The 17,479-nt window shown below is 60.7% G+C and carries 17 protein-coding genes; 9 read left to right on the plus strand and 8 right to left on the minus strand.

Features of this window, described 5'->3' with window-relative positions; all coding sequences use genetic code 11:
- Positions 1–84: 84 nt before the first annotated feature.
- Positions 85–585, minus strand: a complete 501-nt coding sequence (locus tag F0P97_RS03160; protein WP_182285585.1) for an Lrp/AsnC family transcriptional regulator — start codon at positions 583–585, stop codon at positions 85–87.
- A gap of 136 nt (positions 586–721) precedes the next feature.
- Here F0P97_RS03160 and glmS point away from each other — a divergent pair, with 136 nt between their 5' ends.
- Positions 722–2,638, plus strand: a complete 1,917-nt coding sequence (gene glmS / locus F0P97_RS03165; protein ID WP_057091484.1) for a glutamine--fructose-6-phosphate transaminase (isomerizing) — start codon at positions 722–724, stop codon at positions 2,636–2,638.
- Between the two features lie 271 nt (positions 2,639–2,909).
- On the opposite strand, the gene F0P97_RS03170 is transcribed toward glmS, so the two are convergent.
- Both F0P97_RS03170 and F0P97_RS03175 read right to left on the minus strand, forming a co-directional pair.
- Positions 2,910–3,464 carry a cupin domain-containing protein gene (locus F0P97_RS03170; protein ID WP_182285586.1) on the minus strand — a complete coding sequence of 185 codons (555 nt, stop codon included), beginning with the start codon at positions 3,462–3,464 and terminating at the stop codon, positions 2,910–2,912.
- A 21-nt stretch (positions 3,465–3,485) separates the two neighbouring features.
- Complete coding sequence (locus F0P97_RS03175) at positions 3,486–4,448, minus strand: tripartite tricarboxylate transporter substrate binding protein (RefSeq protein WP_182285587.1); 963 nt, start codon at positions 4,446–4,448, stop codon at positions 3,486–3,488.
- Between the two features lie 41 nt (positions 4,449–4,489).
- Between F0P97_RS03175 and F0P97_RS03180 the strand changes: the two genes are divergently transcribed.
- Together F0P97_RS03180 and F0P97_RS03185 are read left to right on the plus strand one after the other, a co-directional pair.
- Positions 4,490–5,287 carry a TetR/AcrR family transcriptional regulator gene (locus tag F0P97_RS03180; protein WP_232538111.1) on the plus strand — a complete coding sequence of 266 codons (798 nt, stop codon included), beginning with the start codon at positions 4,490–4,492 and terminating at the stop codon, positions 5,285–5,287.
- Between the two features lie 72 nt (positions 5,288–5,359).
- Positions 5,360–5,641: a hypothetical protein gene (locus F0P97_RS03185; RefSeq protein ID WP_182285588.1), complete on the plus strand. Its 282-nt coding sequence runs from the start codon at positions 5,360–5,362 to the stop codon at positions 5,639–5,641.
- Between the two features lie 152 nt (positions 5,642–5,793).
- Here F0P97_RS03185 and F0P97_RS03190 read toward each other — a convergent pair whose 3' ends face one another.
- The 4 genes from F0P97_RS03190 to F0P97_RS03205 all read right to left on the minus strand — a co-directional run bounded on the left by F0P97_RS03190 (position 5,794) and on the right by F0P97_RS03205 (position 9,501).
- Entirely contained in the window at positions 5,794–7,089 is a 1,296-nt protein-coding gene (locus tag F0P97_RS03190; RefSeq protein ID WP_182285589.1) for a TRAP transporter large permease, read from the minus strand.
- Positions 7,082–7,588 carry a TRAP transporter small permease gene (locus F0P97_RS03195; protein ID WP_034357232.1) on the minus strand — a complete coding sequence of 169 codons (507 nt, stop codon included), beginning with the start codon at positions 7,586–7,588 and terminating at the stop codon, positions 7,082–7,084. The genes F0P97_RS03190 and F0P97_RS03195 overlap by 8 nt, the downstream gene beginning before the upstream one ends.
- Before the next feature lie 80 nt (positions 7,589–7,668).
- Positions 7,669–8,652, minus strand: a complete 984-nt coding sequence (locus F0P97_RS03200; protein WP_182285590.1) for a TRAP transporter substrate-binding protein — start codon at positions 8,650–8,652, stop codon at positions 7,669–7,671.
- A 171-nt stretch (positions 8,653–8,823) separates the two neighbouring features.
- The gene (locus tag F0P97_RS03205) at positions 8,824–9,501 is read right to left on the minus strand and encodes a GntR family transcriptional regulator (protein WP_012836944.1); all 678 of its coding nucleotides are present in this window, start codon (positions 9,499–9,501) and stop codon (positions 8,824–8,826) included.
- Positions 9,502–9,794: 293 nt separating this feature from the next.
- Between F0P97_RS03205 and F0P97_RS03210 the strand changes: the two genes are divergently transcribed.
- The 6 genes from F0P97_RS03210 to F0P97_RS03235 all read left to right on the plus strand — a co-directional run bounded on the left by F0P97_RS03210 (position 9,795) and on the right by F0P97_RS03235 (position 16,552).
- A complete protein-coding gene (locus F0P97_RS03210) occupies positions 9,795–10,514 on the plus strand; it encodes a DUF969 domain-containing protein (protein WP_182285591.1) in 720 nt (239 codons plus the stop codon).
- Positions 10,511–11,464 carry a DUF979 domain-containing protein gene (locus F0P97_RS03215; RefSeq protein WP_182285592.1) on the plus strand — a complete coding sequence of 318 codons (954 nt, stop codon included), beginning with the start codon at positions 10,511–10,513 and terminating at the stop codon, positions 11,462–11,464. The genes F0P97_RS03210 and F0P97_RS03215 overlap by 4 nt, the downstream gene beginning before the upstream one ends.
- A 16-nt stretch (positions 11,465–11,480) precedes the next feature.
- Positions 11,481–12,137: a pyroglutamyl-peptidase I gene (gene pcp / locus F0P97_RS03220; protein WP_182285593.1), complete on the plus strand. Its 657-nt coding sequence runs from the start codon at positions 11,481–11,483 to the stop codon at positions 12,135–12,137.
- A gap of 20 nt (positions 12,138–12,157) precedes the next feature.
- Entirely contained in the window at positions 12,158–12,925 is a 768-nt protein-coding gene (locus F0P97_RS03225; protein WP_182285594.1) for a LamB/YcsF family protein, read from the plus strand.
- A 5-nt stretch (positions 12,926–12,930) separates the two neighbouring features.
- Positions 12,931–14,556 carry an urea amidolyase family protein gene (locus F0P97_RS03230; protein ID WP_182287088.1) on the plus strand — a complete coding sequence of 542 codons (1,626 nt, stop codon included), beginning with the start codon at positions 12,931–12,933 and terminating at the stop codon, positions 14,554–14,556.
- Between the two features lie 271 nt (positions 14,557–14,827).
- Positions 14,828–16,552 carry an acetyl/propionyl/methylcrotonyl-CoA carboxylase subunit alpha gene (locus F0P97_RS03235; RefSeq protein ID WP_182287089.1) on the plus strand — a complete coding sequence of 575 codons (1,725 nt, stop codon included), beginning with the start codon at positions 14,828–14,830 and terminating at the stop codon, positions 16,550–16,552.
- Positions 16,553–16,601: 49 nt separating this feature from the next.
- Here the strand turns inward: F0P97_RS03235 and F0P97_RS03240 are convergent, their stop codons facing one another.
- Entirely contained in the window at positions 16,602–17,255 is a 654-nt protein-coding gene (locus tag F0P97_RS03240; RefSeq protein WP_182285595.1) for a TetR/AcrR family transcriptional regulator, read from the minus strand.
- Positions 17,256–17,479: the final 224 nt, after the last annotated feature.

A 17,479-nucleotide genomic window follows, 5' to 3' on the forward strand; every position in this document is an offset into this window, starting at 1 on the left:
TAATACAATTTGTATCAATCATTGAGGAGCTCACGCGGCATCCGCACCACACATGGCGGTTCAAAAATCAAGGCGTGCAAGTCCCTAATGATTGGGGACGGGCAAGGGCAGTTCGGTGCTGAATTTGGCTCGCTTGATGCTGAAGAAGGCTTTGACATTGCGCACATTGGCATCCTGCGTGAACAGCTTCTGGCTCAATGCCAGATAGGCAGGCATATCGATGGTGGCAATAACGAGGATGAAGTCGGGTCCGGGAGAGACGCGCCAGCATTGCTGCACGCCGGATTCGGCCACGGCTTTGTGCTCGAATTGCAGCAGTGAGCTGCTGTCCTGCCGGTCCAGCGAGACCTCCACAATGGCCTGCAGGCCATGACCGGTGAGGCGGGCGATGTGTTCGCTGCTCAGGATGGCGACTTGTTTCTCGATCAGACCCAGCTCCTGCAGGCGCTTGACACGACGCAGGCAGGTAGGGGCAGACAGCTTGAGATGCCGGGCCAGGGCCTGGTTGCTCAGGCTGGCATCCAGCTGCAATTGCTGTAGCAGTTGCAAGTCGGTGTCGTCCAGATTGATGGAATTTTCATTCATTTATTTGAATTTTATTGAATAAATAATCAATATTCCGGTTTGATGAAATTTTCAATCATTTCGTTGTTTTTATTGATTGAAAATTTTTTATTGCAACCGTTAGCATGCTCGCTCAAACAACCTAAGGTGTACCTCTATGTGTGGCATTGTTGCTGCGGTGTCTCATCGCAATATTGTTCCGGTTCTGGTCCAGGGTCTGCAGCGGCTGGAGTATCGTGGTTATGACTCCTGTGGTGTGGCTGTACAGGCAGCGGATGCCAGCGGCTTGAGCCTGGGTTTGCAGCGTGCGCGCTCTACAGCCCGCGTGGCCGAGTTGATGGAGCAGGTCAAGACCGAGCATGTGGAAGGTTTCACCGGCATTGCCCATACCCGCTGGGCCACTCACGGCGAGCCTGCCGTGCGCAATGCCCATCCCCACTTCAGCCATGGTCCCGGCATCTCGCCCGTGGCCGATGCCGATGCGCCGGCACGCGTGGCCCTGGTGCACAACGGCATCATCGAGAACTACGAAGCCCTGCGTGCCGAGCTGCAGGCCAAGGGCTATGTATTTGCCAGCCAGACCGACACCGAGGTCATTGCTCACCTGGTGGACAGCCTCTACAACGGCGATCTTTTCGAGGCCGTGCAAGCCGCGACGGCTCGCCTGCATGGCGCCTACGCGATTGGCGTGATGCACCGGGATGAGCCCAGCCGTGTGGTGGGCGCTCGTGCCGGCTCGCCGCTGATTCTGGGTGTGGGCAAGGACGGTGCTGAACATTTCCTGGCCAGCGATGCGATGGCGCTGGCGGGTGTAACCGACCAGATCGTCTACTTGGAAGAGGGCGATCTGATCGACCTGCAGCCGGGACGCTACTGGGTCATCAGCAAGAGCGGCGAGCGTTTGACAGAGCAGCAGCGCCCGGTCAGAACCGTGATGGCGCATAGCGGCGCAGCCGAATTGGGCCCTTATCGCCACTACATGCAGAAGGAAATCTTCGAGCAGCCGCGCGCTTTGGGCGATACGCTGGAAGGCCTGAAGAACATCGCCCCCGAGCTGTTTGACGGAGTCACTTCGGAAGGCAAGACCGGCGCGGCGGCCTGGCGAGTATTCAAGGAGATCGACCGGGTCCTGATTCTGGCCTGCGGCACCAGCTATTACAGCGGCTGCACGGCCAAGTACTGGATCGAGGCGATTGCCGGCATTCCCTGCAATGTGGAAGTGGCCAGCGAGTACCGCTATCGCACCAGCGTGCCCGATCCCAAGACGCTGATCGTGACCATCAGCCAGTCGGGCGAGACGGCCGATACATTGGCGGCCCTGCGCCATGCCCAGAGCCTGGGCATGAAGCACAGCCTGACCATCTGCAATGTGGCCACCAGCGCCATGGTGCGCGAATGCGAGCTGGCCTATATCACGCGCGCCGGCGTGGAAATCGGCGTGGCATCGACCAAGGCCTTCACGACACAGCTTGCAGGCCTGTTCCTGCTGACGCTGGCGCTGGCACAGTCCAAGGGGCGTCTCACGGAAGAGAAGGAACAGCAATATCTGACGGCCATGCGTCACCTTCCCGTTGCCCTGCAATCCGTGCTGGCGCTGGAGCCGCAAATCATCAGCTGGGCTGAAGACTTTGCGAAGAAGGAAAACGCACTGTTCCTGGGTCGTGGCATTCACTACCCCATCGCTCTGGAAGGAGCGCTCAAGCTCAAGGAAATCAGCTACATCCACGCCGAGGCCTATCCCGCCGGCGAGCTCAAGCATGGCCCGCTGGCACTGGTGGACAGCCAGATGCCTGTGGTCACCGTGGCGCCCAACGACGAACTGCTGGAAAAGCTCAAGAGCAATATGCAGGAAGTGCGTGCGCGCGGCGGTGTTCTCTATGTGCTGGCCGATGCCAAGACCAATATCGAAAGCAGCGAAGGCATGCATGTGATTCGCATGCCCGAGAACTATGGTGCGCTGAGCCCCATACTGCACGTGGTGCCGCTGCAGTTGCTGGCCTATCACACGGCGGTGGCACGCGGCACCGATGTGGACAAGCCGCGCAACCTGGCCAAGTCGGTCACGGTGGAATAAGCAGACGGTCTTTGCCACGGAAAAGCTTTCCTGGCTGAAGTCGCAGTCTCAGGCGACCCGGGAAAGTTTTTTTCGATGAAATCCAGGTGGAGCTGATGTCGGCAGCATCCTCAATGCGATAAAAAGCGCTCGTTGGAGCGCTTTTTCTATGGGGCGTCGGATGCGCTCGGCAGATGATGCTTCGGCCATCGGGCCGATTCAGGAATGCATGGTGTTCTTCAATAAGTCTTAGGCATCGGCATCCGCATGTTCGTGTGCTACCGACCGGCTCTCAATCTGCGTCGATGCCTGCAACCAGCACAAAGGCAATACGAGCAGGTTTACCGGAGCGGTTGGCCCAGGCATGGTTGGTTCCACGCTGAATCAGAACATCGCCCGCTCGCAGCACGGTCTCTTCCTTATCCATGATGGCAATCAGCTCTCCTTCCAGCATGAGCGCGTAGTCCACGGAGTCCGTGCGATGCATGCCAGGATGCTCGCCGGGCTGAACATTCCGATGGGCATCGCCATACATGCGTGAAAACGTCGCATTCAAAGCAGTCTGAAGTTCCTGAGGGTCGGCGGGGTCGGCAGGAATATCCAGAATGCGCAGCACGGTACCAAGCGGCGGGGGCGCAACGCCCTGGTGCAGATGAATGGTGTCGGGTGAGCCAATGTGTGCAGGAGCCGCATCAGTTCGCCATAGATTGGTGATGCGATATCCGGGACGTTCCGGCACAAAGCGGATTGCGGGCGATGGGCCATCTTCGGCCAGATAGGAACGTCCTTGCTCATCGTTGGCAGTGACGACGCGGCGAATGGGCGCTAGGGTTGTGGAGTTGCTCATGAGCTGACGGTGATGGATGGTTTAGTTGGTACTGGCATTGCGCTTGGCTGTCTCGCCCTGCTTGCGAAACTCGGTGGTAATGCGCTTTTCCCATTGCTGACGGCTTTGGTAGTGCACGACCTGATCACCGCTTTGGGCAATGCGTTTGACCGATTCAGACTTGGTGGCTTTGGCACAGGCATCGTCAAGCTTTGCCAGTGCGACCTCAGGAACCCCACGGGGAACAAAGAGGCCTGCAAAAGAGTCTTCCTGCACATTCATGCCGAGTTCCTTGAAGGTGGGAATGTCGGGAAACGCGGGATGACGATGTTCCGAAGTAACGGCCAACAGCCGCAACTTGCCGGCACGAACCTGAGGTGCAGCAGAGGCTGCAATGCTGCTGACAAAGTCCAGGCGCCCTGCCAGCAATTCCTGGATCGAACCCGCATCACCCTTGTATGGGATGTGATTGAGTTGTAGCTTCTGGTCTCGCTCGAGCTGATCTATGGCTAGAAAGGGGGCCGAGTTGGGGCCGGGAGAGCCGTAGTTCAGTGATTTCTGTTTGGCGGCGGCAATCAACTCCGCGATCGTTTTGTAGGGGCTGTCGGCACGCACGCTCACTCCCAGAATGTTCTCGGTCACCCCGCACAGCGGTTGCACGACATCAGGACTTAGCTTGAGTCCCTTGACGTAATGCGGTTGGATGGTGATGGGCGTCATGGGGGTAAAAGCCATGGTCAAGCCGTCGGCGGGAGATTGGGCCAGCACATTCATTCCAATGACGCCGGAGCCTCCCTCACGCGAAATCACGACGATGCTTTGACCCAGCTGCTTGTGCATTTCCTCCGCCAGAGTCCTGGCCATCACATCGGTCGAGCTTCCTGCGGCCCAGGGATTGATGATGGTCAGTGGCCTATGGGGAAAATTCTCCTGAGCCTGGAGCGAGCCGACTCCCAGGCAAGTGAGCCCCATAACGAGGGAGGGTATGTGGCGCCAGATGTTCATCGTTTGTCTCCTTGTATTTTTAAATTCAGTCAGTCGACTGAATGAATATTGATGCAAAAATGAAACCTACGCAAGAGGACGATCACGTGACCCCACTATCATTCGAAGTCATGAGAAAAACTGCCTCCGATGTTCCAGTCGTATTGGGGAGAAGGGCTGCCCTGCGCCAAGCCGAACAGGCGGAAGTCACTTCTTCGGGAGTTGACGTGCCACGTGCCCAAGCAAGGCAGCGCATGCTGTGCGCGGCTGAAAAATTGTTTGCGCAGCATGGTTACGCGGGGACATCGTTAAGAGCGGTGATGGCTGAAGCAGACGTGGATACCGGGGCGATTCACTATCATTTCAAGAACAAGCTGGGCTTGCTCAAGGCTCTTTTCGAAGAGCGCGTGCAACTGGTCAATGCGCAGAGAGAAGCCTTGCTGGCGCAACTTGAACAGCGTCATGCGAACGAGCCTCCGAGCATTGAAGAGGTGCTTCGGGCGTTTATTGCTCCAGCATTGCGCACTGCATACGGCTCGGAAGAGTCCTCGTTCAACCGGGTGGCTGCCCTGTGTTCCGTGGATCCTCTGAAGGAAGTCCGAGAGATCGTATTCAAGGCGTATGACAAAACCGCTCTGAGGTTTGCTTTGCTGCTGCGTAGCGTGACACCTCATTTGAGTGAGACGGAGTTTCAGTGGCGCTTGGAGTGCATGTATGGTGCGATGATGTATATCCGCTCAGACAATGGGCGTGTCAGCCATATGCTCAACGACAAGCATCGGAGTGACCCGGTGGAAAAAGTAATTGAGCAGTTGATTGCTTTCACAGCGGCAGGGTTCGCGGGATCGCAGATGGCGTGAGATGGCGCATCGACAAGGTTGAGCGAGAGCTCAAAGCTTTGACGGCATGCGATGGAATGGATGGGAAAAGGAATGGACGTCGCATGGATCCTGGGTCTGTGCTTGCGGCACCCATTCGCCGAAATAAAAAAAGCGCTCCATGGGAGCGCTTTTTTTGTTTTGGCATGGCAGGTGGATGGCTGGCTTCAGCGCTGGCTAGACTCCTGCCGCTTTGAAGACCCGGCGCAGTACCTGCATGGGCAGAAACTTCACGCGGCGGCGTTTGAGTTCATGTCGGTAGAGGCGCTCCCTCTCAATGAAGTTGATTTTTTCTTTCATTGCGATGTGTCTGGATGGCTAACCCGACTAATCTAACAGCGTAGTGCGCATTTTTCGTAACACCCTGTCAGAGGGATTCGGCATCCACATCCCGGCGCTGAAACCTACATGTTCTGGCCTGCATGCAGCCATTCTGGTTCGCCCATGAAAAACGCCCCTTTCGGGGCGTTTGTGCAGAGCGAATTTGCTTACATATTATTGGGCAGCACGGTCACGATCTGCGGGAAGAACCACAGTATCACGAGTGCCAGCACCATCAGCAGGAAGTACGGTGCGCAGACGCGGGCCAGATAGGTGATCTGCTTGCCTGTCATGCCCTGGAGCACGAACAGGTTGAAGCCCACCGGTGGCGTGATCTGGGCGGTCTCCACCGTGATCACCAGGAAGATGCCGAACCATAGTGGGTCGATGCCTGCGGCCTGGATGATGGGCAGAACCACGCTGGAGGTCAGCACGATGGTGGAGATGCCGTCCAGAAAGCAGCCTATGAGAATGTAGAACAGGCCCAGCACTGCAATCAGCATGGCGGGCGAGAGGTTCAGGCTGCCCACGTATTCGGCCAACTGGCGCGGCAGGCCGATATAGCCCATGGACAAGGTCATGAAGGCTGCTCCGGCGAGGATCAGCGCAATCATGCAGTACAGGCGGGTGGCTCCGAACAGCGATTCCTTGAAGTTCTTCCAGGTCAGAGCTCCTTGCAGGGCCGACAGGATCAGCGCTCCCGTCACGCCTATGCCGGCCGCTTCGGTTGCGGTGGCAATGCCGCTGTAAATGCTGGCAATCACACCCGAGATCAGCAGCACGACTGGGATCAGGTGCCGCGACTCGTAGACTTTTTGCTTGAAGCTCATGGAGCTGTCGGCCTTGGGCACCTTGTCCGGGTGCATCAAGGCCCAGACCATGATCCAGCCGCTGAACATCAGTGCCAGCATGATGCCTGGCAGCACGCCTGCCATGAAGAGCTTGGAGATCGACAGCTCGGCCGACACGCCATAGACGATCAAGATGATGGAGGGCGGGATCAGCAGACCCAGTGTGGCGGGGCCGCCCAGTGAGCCGATCACCATGTTTTCGGGATAGCCGCGCTTTCGCAGCTCGGGCACATTCATCTTGCCCACGGTGGCGCAGGTGGCGGCCGAGGAGCCGGACACCGCCGCAAAAATCGTGCAGCCGATGACATTGGTGTGCAGCAGACGGCCCGGCAGCGCGTTGACCCAGGGGGCCAGACCGCGAAACATGCTCTCGGACAGATTGGTGCGGTAGAGAATCTCGCCCATCCAGACAAACAGCGGCAAAGCCGTCAAGGTCCAGCTGCTGGCAGAGCTCCAGATGGTCATGGCCATGGCATCGCCCGCAGCGCGCGCGGTGAAGAACTCCATGCCGAACCAGGCAACGCCCGCCAGCGTCAGTCCGACCCAGACGCCGCCGCCAAGCAGGACCAGCAGCACCACGATCAGTGCAATGCTTGCGGTGATTTCATTCATGAGGGGTTCCCTCCTTCTCTACCGCCTTGCGTTTGCCCAGCAGCTCCAGCACCAGTTCGTCGCAGAACGCGATGAAGAAAACAATCGTGCCCAGAGCCATGAAAATCTGCGGAATCCACAGCGGTGTGGCGTCGATGCCCACGGAGATGTCTTCGATCTCCCAGGACTGCCATACCAGGCGCGTGGAATAGAAAGCCAGAAAGGCCGAAAGAATGGTGGCGATGCCCAGGGCGGTCAGTTCCAGCGCCTTGTAGGCCTTGCCCTTGAGCGCGCCCAGCAACAGGGTGACGCGGATATGTTCACCTTTCTTCAAGGTGCTGGCCAGGGCCATGAAGCCGGCTCCGGCCATGGCGTAGCCTGCGTAGGCATCGGTGCCCGGGGCACTGAAACCGAAGAGTCGGCTGGTGATGGTCAGCAGCACCATCGCCAGCACGCCGATCATGGCGATGCCGGCAAGCCAGGCACTGCCGTCATAGAGGCCGTTGAGTAACTTGCGCATACTTGTCTTCCTGAGCGGCTGTGGTCATCGGCCGCCCGGCACCAAATGCCAGGACCGGGCGGCCAGATGCAATCTGCGCCTTACTTGCCAGCCTTGTAGCCGTCGAGAATGGCCTGGCCGTCAGCACCGGCCTTGTCCGTCCATTCCTTGATCACGGTCGCCCCGATCTTGCCCAGGTCGGCCTTGAGCTGGGCGGACGGCTGCTCGACCTGCATGCCGCCTTGCTTGAGGGCTGCAATCGAGCGCGCATCCACTTCCCTGGACTCTTTCCAGCCGCGCTGCTCGGCGGCGGCAGCGGCCTTGAGCACGGCCTCCTGCGTGCTCTTGTCCAGTGCGCCAAAGGCCTTCTTGCTCACGGTCACGGCATTCTTGGGAATCCAGGCCTGTACGTTGTAGTAGTACTTCAGGCTTTCAAACAGCTTGTTGTCGGCACCGGTTGCGCTGGAGGTGATCAGGCCATCCACCACGCCCGTAGCCAGCGCCTGGGACAGCTCGGCCTCCTGCACGGTCACGGGCTGGGCGCCGATCAGCTCGCCAATGCGGGCTGTGGTCGGGGAGTAGACGCGCCACTTCATGCCCTTGAGATCGGCCGCGGAGTTGACGGGCTTTTTGGTGTAGATCCCCTGGGGAGGCCATGCCACTGAATACAGCAGCACCTGTCCCTGCTTGTCCAGCAGCTTTTGCAGCGCGGGTTTCTGAGCCTGATAGAGCTTGTAGGCATCGTCATAGTTGCTCACCAGGAACGGGAGTCCGTCGACACCGAAGATCTGCGACTCATTCTGAAAGCTCACCAGAAAGAATTCACCCATCTGTGCATTGCCGGTCTGCACGGCACGCTTGATTTCGGGCATCTTGAACAGCGATGCACCAAAGTGCGGCGTGATCTTGAGCTTGCCGCCCGTGGCAGCATCCACATCCTTCACAAACAGTTCGTTGTTCTTGGAGTGAAAGTTTCCAGGCCCGTATGCGGTGGCGAAATCCCACTTGGTTTGTGCCATTGCATGACCGGCAATGCCGATGCCGGCGAGCAAGGTTGCGGTGGCGCAGAAAATGCGACGCTTCATGAGAACTCCTCGGATAAGAGATGCGGACGAATGAACTCAGGCAAGAGTTGTGCCAAAAGTAGCATTTGTCTCAACAAACATCCATGAGGGATTTCAACGAGTTTCAAGGAAACGTAGGGTGTTTCATTGCTTTTTTTCTATTGAAAATGGCATTTTGTTGAACAAGATCCCTCAAGGGGCTTTGATTCCCGCCTCTGCCAGACGCCGCGCATAGGCGGCCAGAATGATGCGCTCCGAATGCACCAGGTAGGCGCTGAGTTCCTGCGCCGCCTCTGCTGGCCTGCCGGCTTCGAAGATCTGCAGAATCTTCAGATTCATGCTCACATAGGGTGCATGCAGAAAATGCGGGTCGCGCAGCAGGCCGAAGGCCAGGCGCAGCTCTGCCAGCAGATGCGAGAACATCTCATTGAGGCGTTCGCTGTCGGCCAGGGCCACGATGGCTTTGTGAAACGCCATATTGGCGGTGCCCACTTCGGACCAGTCCTCGGCCTCGCTGTGCCGCTGGCCGCTTTCCACGGCCTCGCGCATCCGCGTCAGCGCCGGGTGCATGGGATAGGCCTGTGCCAGTGCCTGGCACTCGATCATGCGCCGCACGCGATAGATGTCGATGATGGACGCCATGCTGGGCACGGCCACCGATACGCCCTTGTTGGGCTCGTGTACCAGCAGACCTTCCTTGGTCAGCATGCGGAACACCTCGCGCAAGGTGTTGCGCGAAATATCCAGCGCTTCGCTGAGTGCTGCTTCGGACAGTCGCTGGCCCGGGCTCAGCACGCCCTTGACCAGCTGGCTGCGTATTTCTTCGGCGATGCGTTCGGTCAGGTTCTGGACCTCTGCTGCGACTTTCATGGCATTCCCTTTTGGCTGTCGCCAGAGTGTAGCCATCGTTCTGTTGACTCAGAGAAGTTCAAAAGAATGGTGAGACCTAGGGTTTGCTCTATTACAAAGTCTATTTGTTCTGCAAACAATTTCATTTGTGGAATCAATCTGAATTGATTGTTCAACAATTTGAGGAATCAGGCAGCTCTGAAGCAGAGCTGCCCAGCCTTCTTCAAAAGAGCTGGGCGGGGTTGCCGATAGCGTTCCCGTCTTTGGTAGAGCCCGCCGCGCAGCGGATCAGGGCGTGATTTCCGGAGGCTTCCATGCCTGTAGACGTAAACCTGTGGCCGCTGATCGGCGTGCTCATCATCATTGCCGGCTTCGCGCTGCGCTTTAACCCCATGCTGGTGGTCATCGTGACCGCCATCGGCACAGCTTTTGCGGCGGGCTTTCCGCTGGACAAGGTTCTGGCCGCCATCGGGACCGGCTTTATCAAGACCCGCAATCTGCCGCTCATCATCTTGCTGCCCCTGGCCGTGATCGGCTTGCTGGAGCGCCATGGCCTGCGTCAGCATGCGCAGAACTGGATCAGCTCCATCAAGTCGGCCACCGCGGGCCGCCTGCTGATCGTCTACCTGGCAGCACGTCAGCTGACGGCAGCCATCGGTCTGACCAGCCTCGGCGGGCATCCCCAGATGGTGCGTCCGCTGCTGGCCCCCATGGCCGAAGGCGCGACGGAAAACCGCTACGGCAAGCTGTCGGGCAAGGTGCGCGAGAAGCTGCGTGCCATGTCGGCTGCCACGGACAACGTGGGTCTGTTCTTTGGTGAGGACATCTTCGTGGCCTTCGGTGCGATCGTGCTGATGACCACTTTCCTGAAGGAGGCGGGCATCGAGGTCGAGCCGATCCATGTCGCGCTGTGGGGCATTCCCACGGCCGTCTCGGCCTTTGCCATCCATGCCTTCCGCCTGCATCGCCTGGACAAGCAGCTGGCGCGTGAAATTGCTGCGGAAAAGAAAGTTGCCCAGGGAGAACAGGCATGACCATCACCATTCAATACCTGTACTACCTCGTCGGCCTGGTGCTGGCGGTGACGGCCTTGATGACGCTGCGCGATGGCAGCAACCCGCGCCGTTTCTCGGCGGGCCTGTTCTGGGCACTGTATGCGCTGGTGTTCCTCGTCGGTGATCTGCTGCCGCCCGTATGGGTGGGGGCGGTCGCGGTCGTCATGGCCCTGATTGCCGGCTTCGGCGGCGTGATGGGCGGCAAGCACCAGCCGCGCACCGATGCGCAGTACCTGGAAAGCGCCAGGCGCCTGGGCAACAAGCTGTTCGTGCCGGCGTTGGCCATCCCGCTGATCACCATGGTGGGCACGCTGTCGGCCAAGCATCTGGTCTTTGGCGGCACTCCGCTGATAGACCCCAAGAACAGCACGCTGGTCAGTCTGGGCATCGGCTGCGTGATTGCGCTGGTGCTGGCCTGCAAGATGACGCGCGAGACGCCGGTGCAGGGCCTGCGCGAGTCGCACCGCCTGATCGATGCACTGGGCTGGGCCCTGGTGCTGCCGCAGATGCTGGGCATGCTGGGTCTGGTGTTCTCGGATGCCGGCGTGGGCAAGGCCGTGGCCTATGTGACCACCACCTACATCAACATGGATGTGCGCTTTGTGGCCGTGGCCGTGTATGTAATCGGCATGGCGCTGTTCACCGTCATCATGGGCAATGGTTTTGCAGCCTTTCCGGTGATGACGGGCGGTGTGGGCGTGCCTGTGCTGGTTGGCGTCTACCATGGTGATCCAGCCGTGATGGCGGCGGTCGGCATGCTGTCGGGCTACTGCGGCACCTTGCTGACGCCCATGGCGGCCAACTTCAACCTGGTGCCCGCGGCACTGCTGGAAATTGACAAAAATGCCGTCATCCGTGCGCAGGTTCCCACTGCCATCACGCTGCTGATCGTCAATGTGTTCCTGCTCAATTTCCTGATGTTCCGCTGATTGTTAGAGTTTTGCCATGACTGCGCCCACCGTTTCCCGCATTCTGCTCACCGGCTTCGAGCCGTTCGATCAGGACCCGATCAACCCCTCCTGGGAAGTGGCGCGAGCGCTGAATGGCGAAGTGATTGCCGGTGGCCTGGTGCACTCCGTCGAGCTGCCCTGTGTGTTTGGCGATGCCATCCTGGCGCTGGATGAAGCCCTGGCCGAATTGCAGCCGACTCTGGTGATCTGCCTGGGTTTTGCCGGGGGGCGTTCGGAGATCACGCCTGAACGCGTGGCCATCAACATTGATGACGCGCGCATTCCCGACAACGCGGGCAAACAGCCCGTGGACGAGGCCGTGGTGGCCCATGCGCCCGCGGCCTACTTTTCCACATTGCCCATCAAGGCCATGGTGCGCAACATGCGCGACCTGGGTGTCCCGGCCTTGGTTTCCAATACCGCGGGCACTTTTGTCTGCAACCATATCTTTTACGCGCTCATGCATCGCCTGCACCGCCGTGGCGCACCAGGCGTGCGTGGCGGTTTTATCCACACGCCTGTCATGCCAGGGCAAGTGGCATCGCAGCCAGGCATGGCCCTGGACCTGCAGATCAAAGGCATACGTGAAGCGATTCGCACGGCCATGACCGTGCACCAGGACCTGCGTGAAACTGCAGGCCAGCTGCATTGATGCCGACCGGGAGACGAATGATGAAAATGGATTTGAACAGCGATCTGGGAGAGAGCTTCGGCGCCTGGCGCATGGGCGACGATGCGGCCATGCTGGACATCGTCAGCAGCGCCAATGTGGCTTGCGGCTTTCATGCTGGCGACCCGGCCGGGATGCTGACCACGCTCAGGGCTGCCAAGGCGCGCGGCGTGGTCGTCGGCGCACATGTGGCCTACCGCGACCTGTCGGGTTTCGGGCGTCGCAACATGGATGTGGCCAGCGGCGATCTGGTGGCCGACGTGATCTACCAGATCGGCGCTCTGCAGGGCCTTGCGCAGGCGGCCGGCACCAGTGTCCAGTACGTCAAGCCGCACGGCGCGCTCTACAACACCATTGCCCAGGACAGGCGTCAGGCCATGGATGTGATCAATGCCATCAAGGCCATCAATCCCAAGCTGGTGCTGATGGCGCTGGCAGGTGCGCCCCTGATAGCCTGGGCCCGCGATGCGGGCCTCTGCGTAGTGGCCGAGGCCTTTGCCGATCGGGGCTATACGCCCGACGGCGCCCTGGTCTCGCGCCGCGAACCCGGCGCCGTGCTGCACGACGAAAACCTGATTGCCCAGCGCATGCTGACGCTGGTGCGTGATGGAGTGATCGAGGCCGTGGACGGCAGCCTGGTGCGTGTGCAGGCCGATTCCATCTGCGTGCACGGCGACAGTCCCGGTGCCGTGGCCATTGCGCGCAACATCCGCCAGCGTTTCGAGCAGGAGGGCGTGCAGATCACCTCCTTCGTGGAAACAGCGTCATGAGCACCATGCGCTTTTTGCCCGTCAACCGCCAGGCCATCCTGGTGGAGTTGGCCGATCTGCAGCAGACGCTGGTGCTGCTGGGTGCCTTGCAGGCCCAGCCCATAGAAGGCGTGCAGGAGCTCGTGCCTGCCGCGCGCACCATTCTTGTGCAGTTCGCGCCTCATATCATCGGCGCGGCGCAACTGGTGCGGCGCATTGCCGCCTGCGACCTGAGCGGCAGCGTGCAGCGCTCGGATGTGCTGGTGCAGATTCCCGTGCGCTATGAGGGCGAGGATCTGGCCGAAGTCGCGCAGATCCTGGGCCTCACGGCCGAGGAAGTGGTGCGCCGCCACACCGGCAGCGAATGGTCGGTGGCCTTTACCGGCTTCGCGCCGGGCTTTGCCTATCTGAGCGGTGGCGACCCCGTCTTCAACGTGCCGCGCCGTGCCACGCCGCGCACCAAGGTTCCGGCCGGTGCGGTGGCGCTGGCCGGCAGCTTCAGCGCGGTCTATCCACAGGCCAGCCCCGGCGGCTGGCAGATCATCGGCGTGACCGATGCCGCCATGTGGGATCTGGCGCGCGATCTGCCTGCCTTGCTGCAGCCCGGCTACCGCGTGCAGTTTGTCGATGCAGCTACTCAAAAAGTAGCTGCTAGCGATTTCTCTGATTCGATTTCAGATGAAAAAGTATCTGAGATCAAGAATGATCAGGCGCAAGCAGCTACGAATTTCAATGGCTGCGCCTTGCATGTGCGCGCCACGGGCCTGCTCACGCTGTTCCAGGACATGGGGCGCCACGGCCAGGCCGGGCAGGGCGTTTCGGCCTCCGGAGCCATGGATCAGGCTGCATTCAAGACGGCCAACCGGCTGGTTGGCAATGCCAGCCAACTGCCGGTGCTGGAGACGGTAGGCGGCGGCTTGTCGCTGCAAAGCGTGGGCGAGAACGTCGTTGCAGTGACGGGCGCAGATGCGCCCATCAGCATCTCCACAGCCGACGGGCGCCGCTGGTCTGCGCCGCGCCATGCCGCGATTGCGCTGGCCGATGGCGACACGCTGAGCCTGGCCCAACCCGTTGCCGGTGCCCGCTGCTATGTGGCGGTGCGTGGCGGCTATGAGGTGGCTCCCGTGCTGGGCAGTGCTTCGACGGACACCCTGGCCCATGTCGGCCCTCCCGCCCTGCACAGCGGCCAGTTGCTGACAGTGCTGCCGGCCCGCCATGCCGTGGTGGGCGAGCTGGCCCTGCCGGTGCAGGAGCTGCCGGCCCCAGACGGCGAGGTGGTGCTGGATGTGGAGCTGGGCCCGCGCACCGACTGGTTCACGCCCGAGGCCGTGGCCTTGCTGGCCGGCCAGCGCTGGCAGGTCACGCCCCAGTCCAATCGGGTGGGCTTGCGCCTTGCCGGCGAGCAGGCGCTGACGCGCGCCGTGAGCAGCGAGCTGCCCAGCGAAGGCACGCCGCTGGGGGCCATCCAGGTTCCTGCCAGCGGCCAGCCCGTGCTGTTTCTGGCCGACCACCCCTTGACCGGTGGCTATCCCGTCATCGGCTGCGTGGCACCCCATCATCTGGATCTTGCGGGGCAGATTCCCGTAGGAGCCTGGATTCGTTTTAACCCCATACGCGCCTTTGCAGAGCTGATGCCAGCAGCCGCGGAGTGAGGAGTGAGTTGATGAAAAAAGTTCTGATTGCCAACCGTGGCGAAAACTGCTGCGCAGCAGCGGTTTCACCAGATTGCCGGGCCCGCGCAGCAGGCGGCGGTCTCGCAACCCTGTCTTACGCTTCCTGAGGTGGCAACCATGATTACCAAAGTTCTGATTGCCAACCGTGGCGAAAACAGCTGCGCAGCAGTTGTTTCACCAGATTGCCGTGCCTGCGCAGCAGGCGGCGGTCTCGCATCCCTGTCTTGCGCTTCCTGAGGTGGCAACCATGATTACCAAAGTTCTGATTGCCAACCGTGGCGAGATCGCCGTACGCATCGCGCGAGCCTGCGCGGATTACGGAGTGAAGTCCGTCGCCGTCTATGCCGATGCCGATATCGATGCCCTGCACGTGCGCCGCGCCGATGAAGCCTACGGCCTCGATGGCGACAAGCCTGCCGACACCTATCTGAACATCGCCAAGCTGATTGAGATCGCCAGGCGTTCGGGCGCCGATGCCGTCCATCCCGGCTATGGCTTTCTGTCCGAGAGCGAAGCCTTTGCGCAGGCCGTGCTGGATGCGGGGCTGATCTGGATCGGTCCGCGTCCCGACACCATTGCCAAGCTGGGCGACAAGGTCGAGGCGCGCAAGATTGCACTGCAGGTCGGTGCGCCGCTGGTGGCCGGCACGCCCGATCCCGTCAAGGATGCCGACGAAGTGCTGGCCTTTGCCCAGCAGCATGGTCTGCCCATCATCATCAAGGCCGCTTTTGGCGGCGGTGGCCGTGGCATGAAGATCGCCTGGCGCATGGACGAAGTGGCCGAGCTGTATGCATCCGCCGTGCGCGAGGCCGTGACGGCTTTCGGCCGTGGCGAATGCTTTGTCGAGCAGTTCCTCGACAAGCCGCGCCATATCGAGGCGCAGGTGATTGCCGACACGCACGGCAATGTGGTGGTGCTGGGCACGCGCGACTGTTCGCTGCAGCGCCGCAACCAGAAGCTGGTGGAAGAAGCGCCGGCACCCTTCATCACCGAGGCGCAGCGTGAACGCATTCACAGTGCGGCGAAGGCTATCTGTGCGCAGGCAGGCTATATCAGCGCCGGAACCGTGGAATTTCTGCTCAGCGGCAATGGCGCCATCTCCTTCCTCGAGGTCAATACCCGCTTGCAGGTCGAGCACACCGTGACGGAGGAAACCACGGGCATCGATCTGGTGCAGGAACAGCTGCGCGTGGCCGACGGTCTGCCTCTGTCCTTCACGCAGACTCCGACGCCGCGGGCCCATTCCATCGAGTTCCGCATCAATGCCGAAGATGTGGGGCGCGGCTTTCTGCCCACACCGGGTCTGATCACGCGCTTTGCCCCGCCTTCTGGGCCGGGCGTGCGACTCGATTCCGGTGTCGAAACCGGCTCGGTGATCCCCGGCACGTTTGACTCCATGATGGCCAAGCTCATCGTCACCGGGGCCACGCGTGAGCAGGCCCTGGCCCGTGCGCGTCGCGCGCTGGCAGAGTTCCGCATCGAGGGCGTGGCTTCGGTGCTGCCCTTTCACAAGGCTGTGCTGAATCAGGCCGACTTTGTGGGGGCTAATGGCTTCAATGTCCACACCCGCTGGATCGAGACCGAGTTTGCCGAGCCGCTGGCAGCGGCTGCCCGCGCCGAACCTGTGGCCGATACCAGCCTGCTGCGCACGGCCATCGAGATCGACGGCCGCCGCGTGCAACTGGGCCTGCCCGCCATGCTGCTGCAAGGTCTGTCTGCACCGACGACTGGCGTGGCTCAGGCCGCCGCGCAGCAAAGCGTGGACCCTGACGCGGTCATCTCGCCGATTGCCGGCAATCTGCATGCCTGGAAGGTCGCCGATGGCGACGAGGTCAAGGAAGGCGATGTGATCGCCGTGATGGAAGCCATGAAAATGGAAATGCAGGTCTCGGCCCACAAGAGCGGCCGTGTCACCTTGGCCGCGCAGGCAGGCACTGCGCAGGCCTTGAGCGCCGTGATCGCTCATATCCGGTAAGCTCGGCCAGCCCCGCTCGAAGCGCGACCTCTGTGTCGCGCTTTGTTTTTTAGCTTCGCTTCACGCAGCTCATGGCCATGGCCACCAGTGCGTCGAGAAAATCGGGCGAGCGGGCCTGCTCGGGCACATCGTGGACGGCGCTGTGGATGATCTCGCGCAGGCCCTGGCCCAGCAGATAGGCCGCCAGCGGCATGTTGTTGGTTCCCACCTCCGCGACATGCATCTGCAGCAGCGGCAGCCAGGTGGTGTTGATGAATTCCTCCCGGCTGGCCTGCGGTGCATGCCACAGGCCCAGATGCAAGGCCGAGCCGTAGCGCGCATGAAAGGCGCTGCTAAGGCCATGCAGCCGCTGCTCCACGCGGATCATGTTGGCAAACACCTGCCGTAGCAATGCCTCCAGCGACAGGCCTTGCAATTGCTCGCGCATAGCAAAAAGCTGCTCGGATTCCTGGTCGAGCAGGCGTTCATACACCGCCGCAATCATGGACTCCTTGCTGGGAAAGTACTGGTAGATGGAGCCCACGGCAGCACCCGATACCTCTGCAATGCGATTGACCGTGAGAGCGTCCTCGCCTTCCTTTTCGAGAAGGCGCAAACAGGCTTCGGCAATGGCATCGACCAGCGCTCTGGAGCGTGCCTGCGTGGGTTGTTTGCGTGGCTGAGGCAGAAGGTCCTTGGGGCGTGGGGTGGTGGGCGCTTCCATGAAATGCAAGTCCTGACTCTGTCTGATCTGTTGGTGCTGATTTTCTCTTTTTCCATCAATGACTTGCGACGTCTTTGAGGGCGCTGGAATGCGAGTGGAAAAACGCACTCCCTGTGCCTAGACTTTGGATCAGGCTGCTCGCCATCCTAGCGCGAAGGAGCGGCCCGACAAAGCCTGAGGCAGACGCTGTGGAGGAGACGGAAGCGCTGCCCTCGGGCAAGACA

The sequence above is a fragment of the Comamonas testosteroni genome (assembly GCF_014076415.1).
In the GTDB taxonomy this organism is placed as follows: Bacteria; Pseudomonadota; Gammaproteobacteria; order Burkholderiales; family Burkholderiaceae_C; genus Comamonas; species Comamonas testosteroni_F.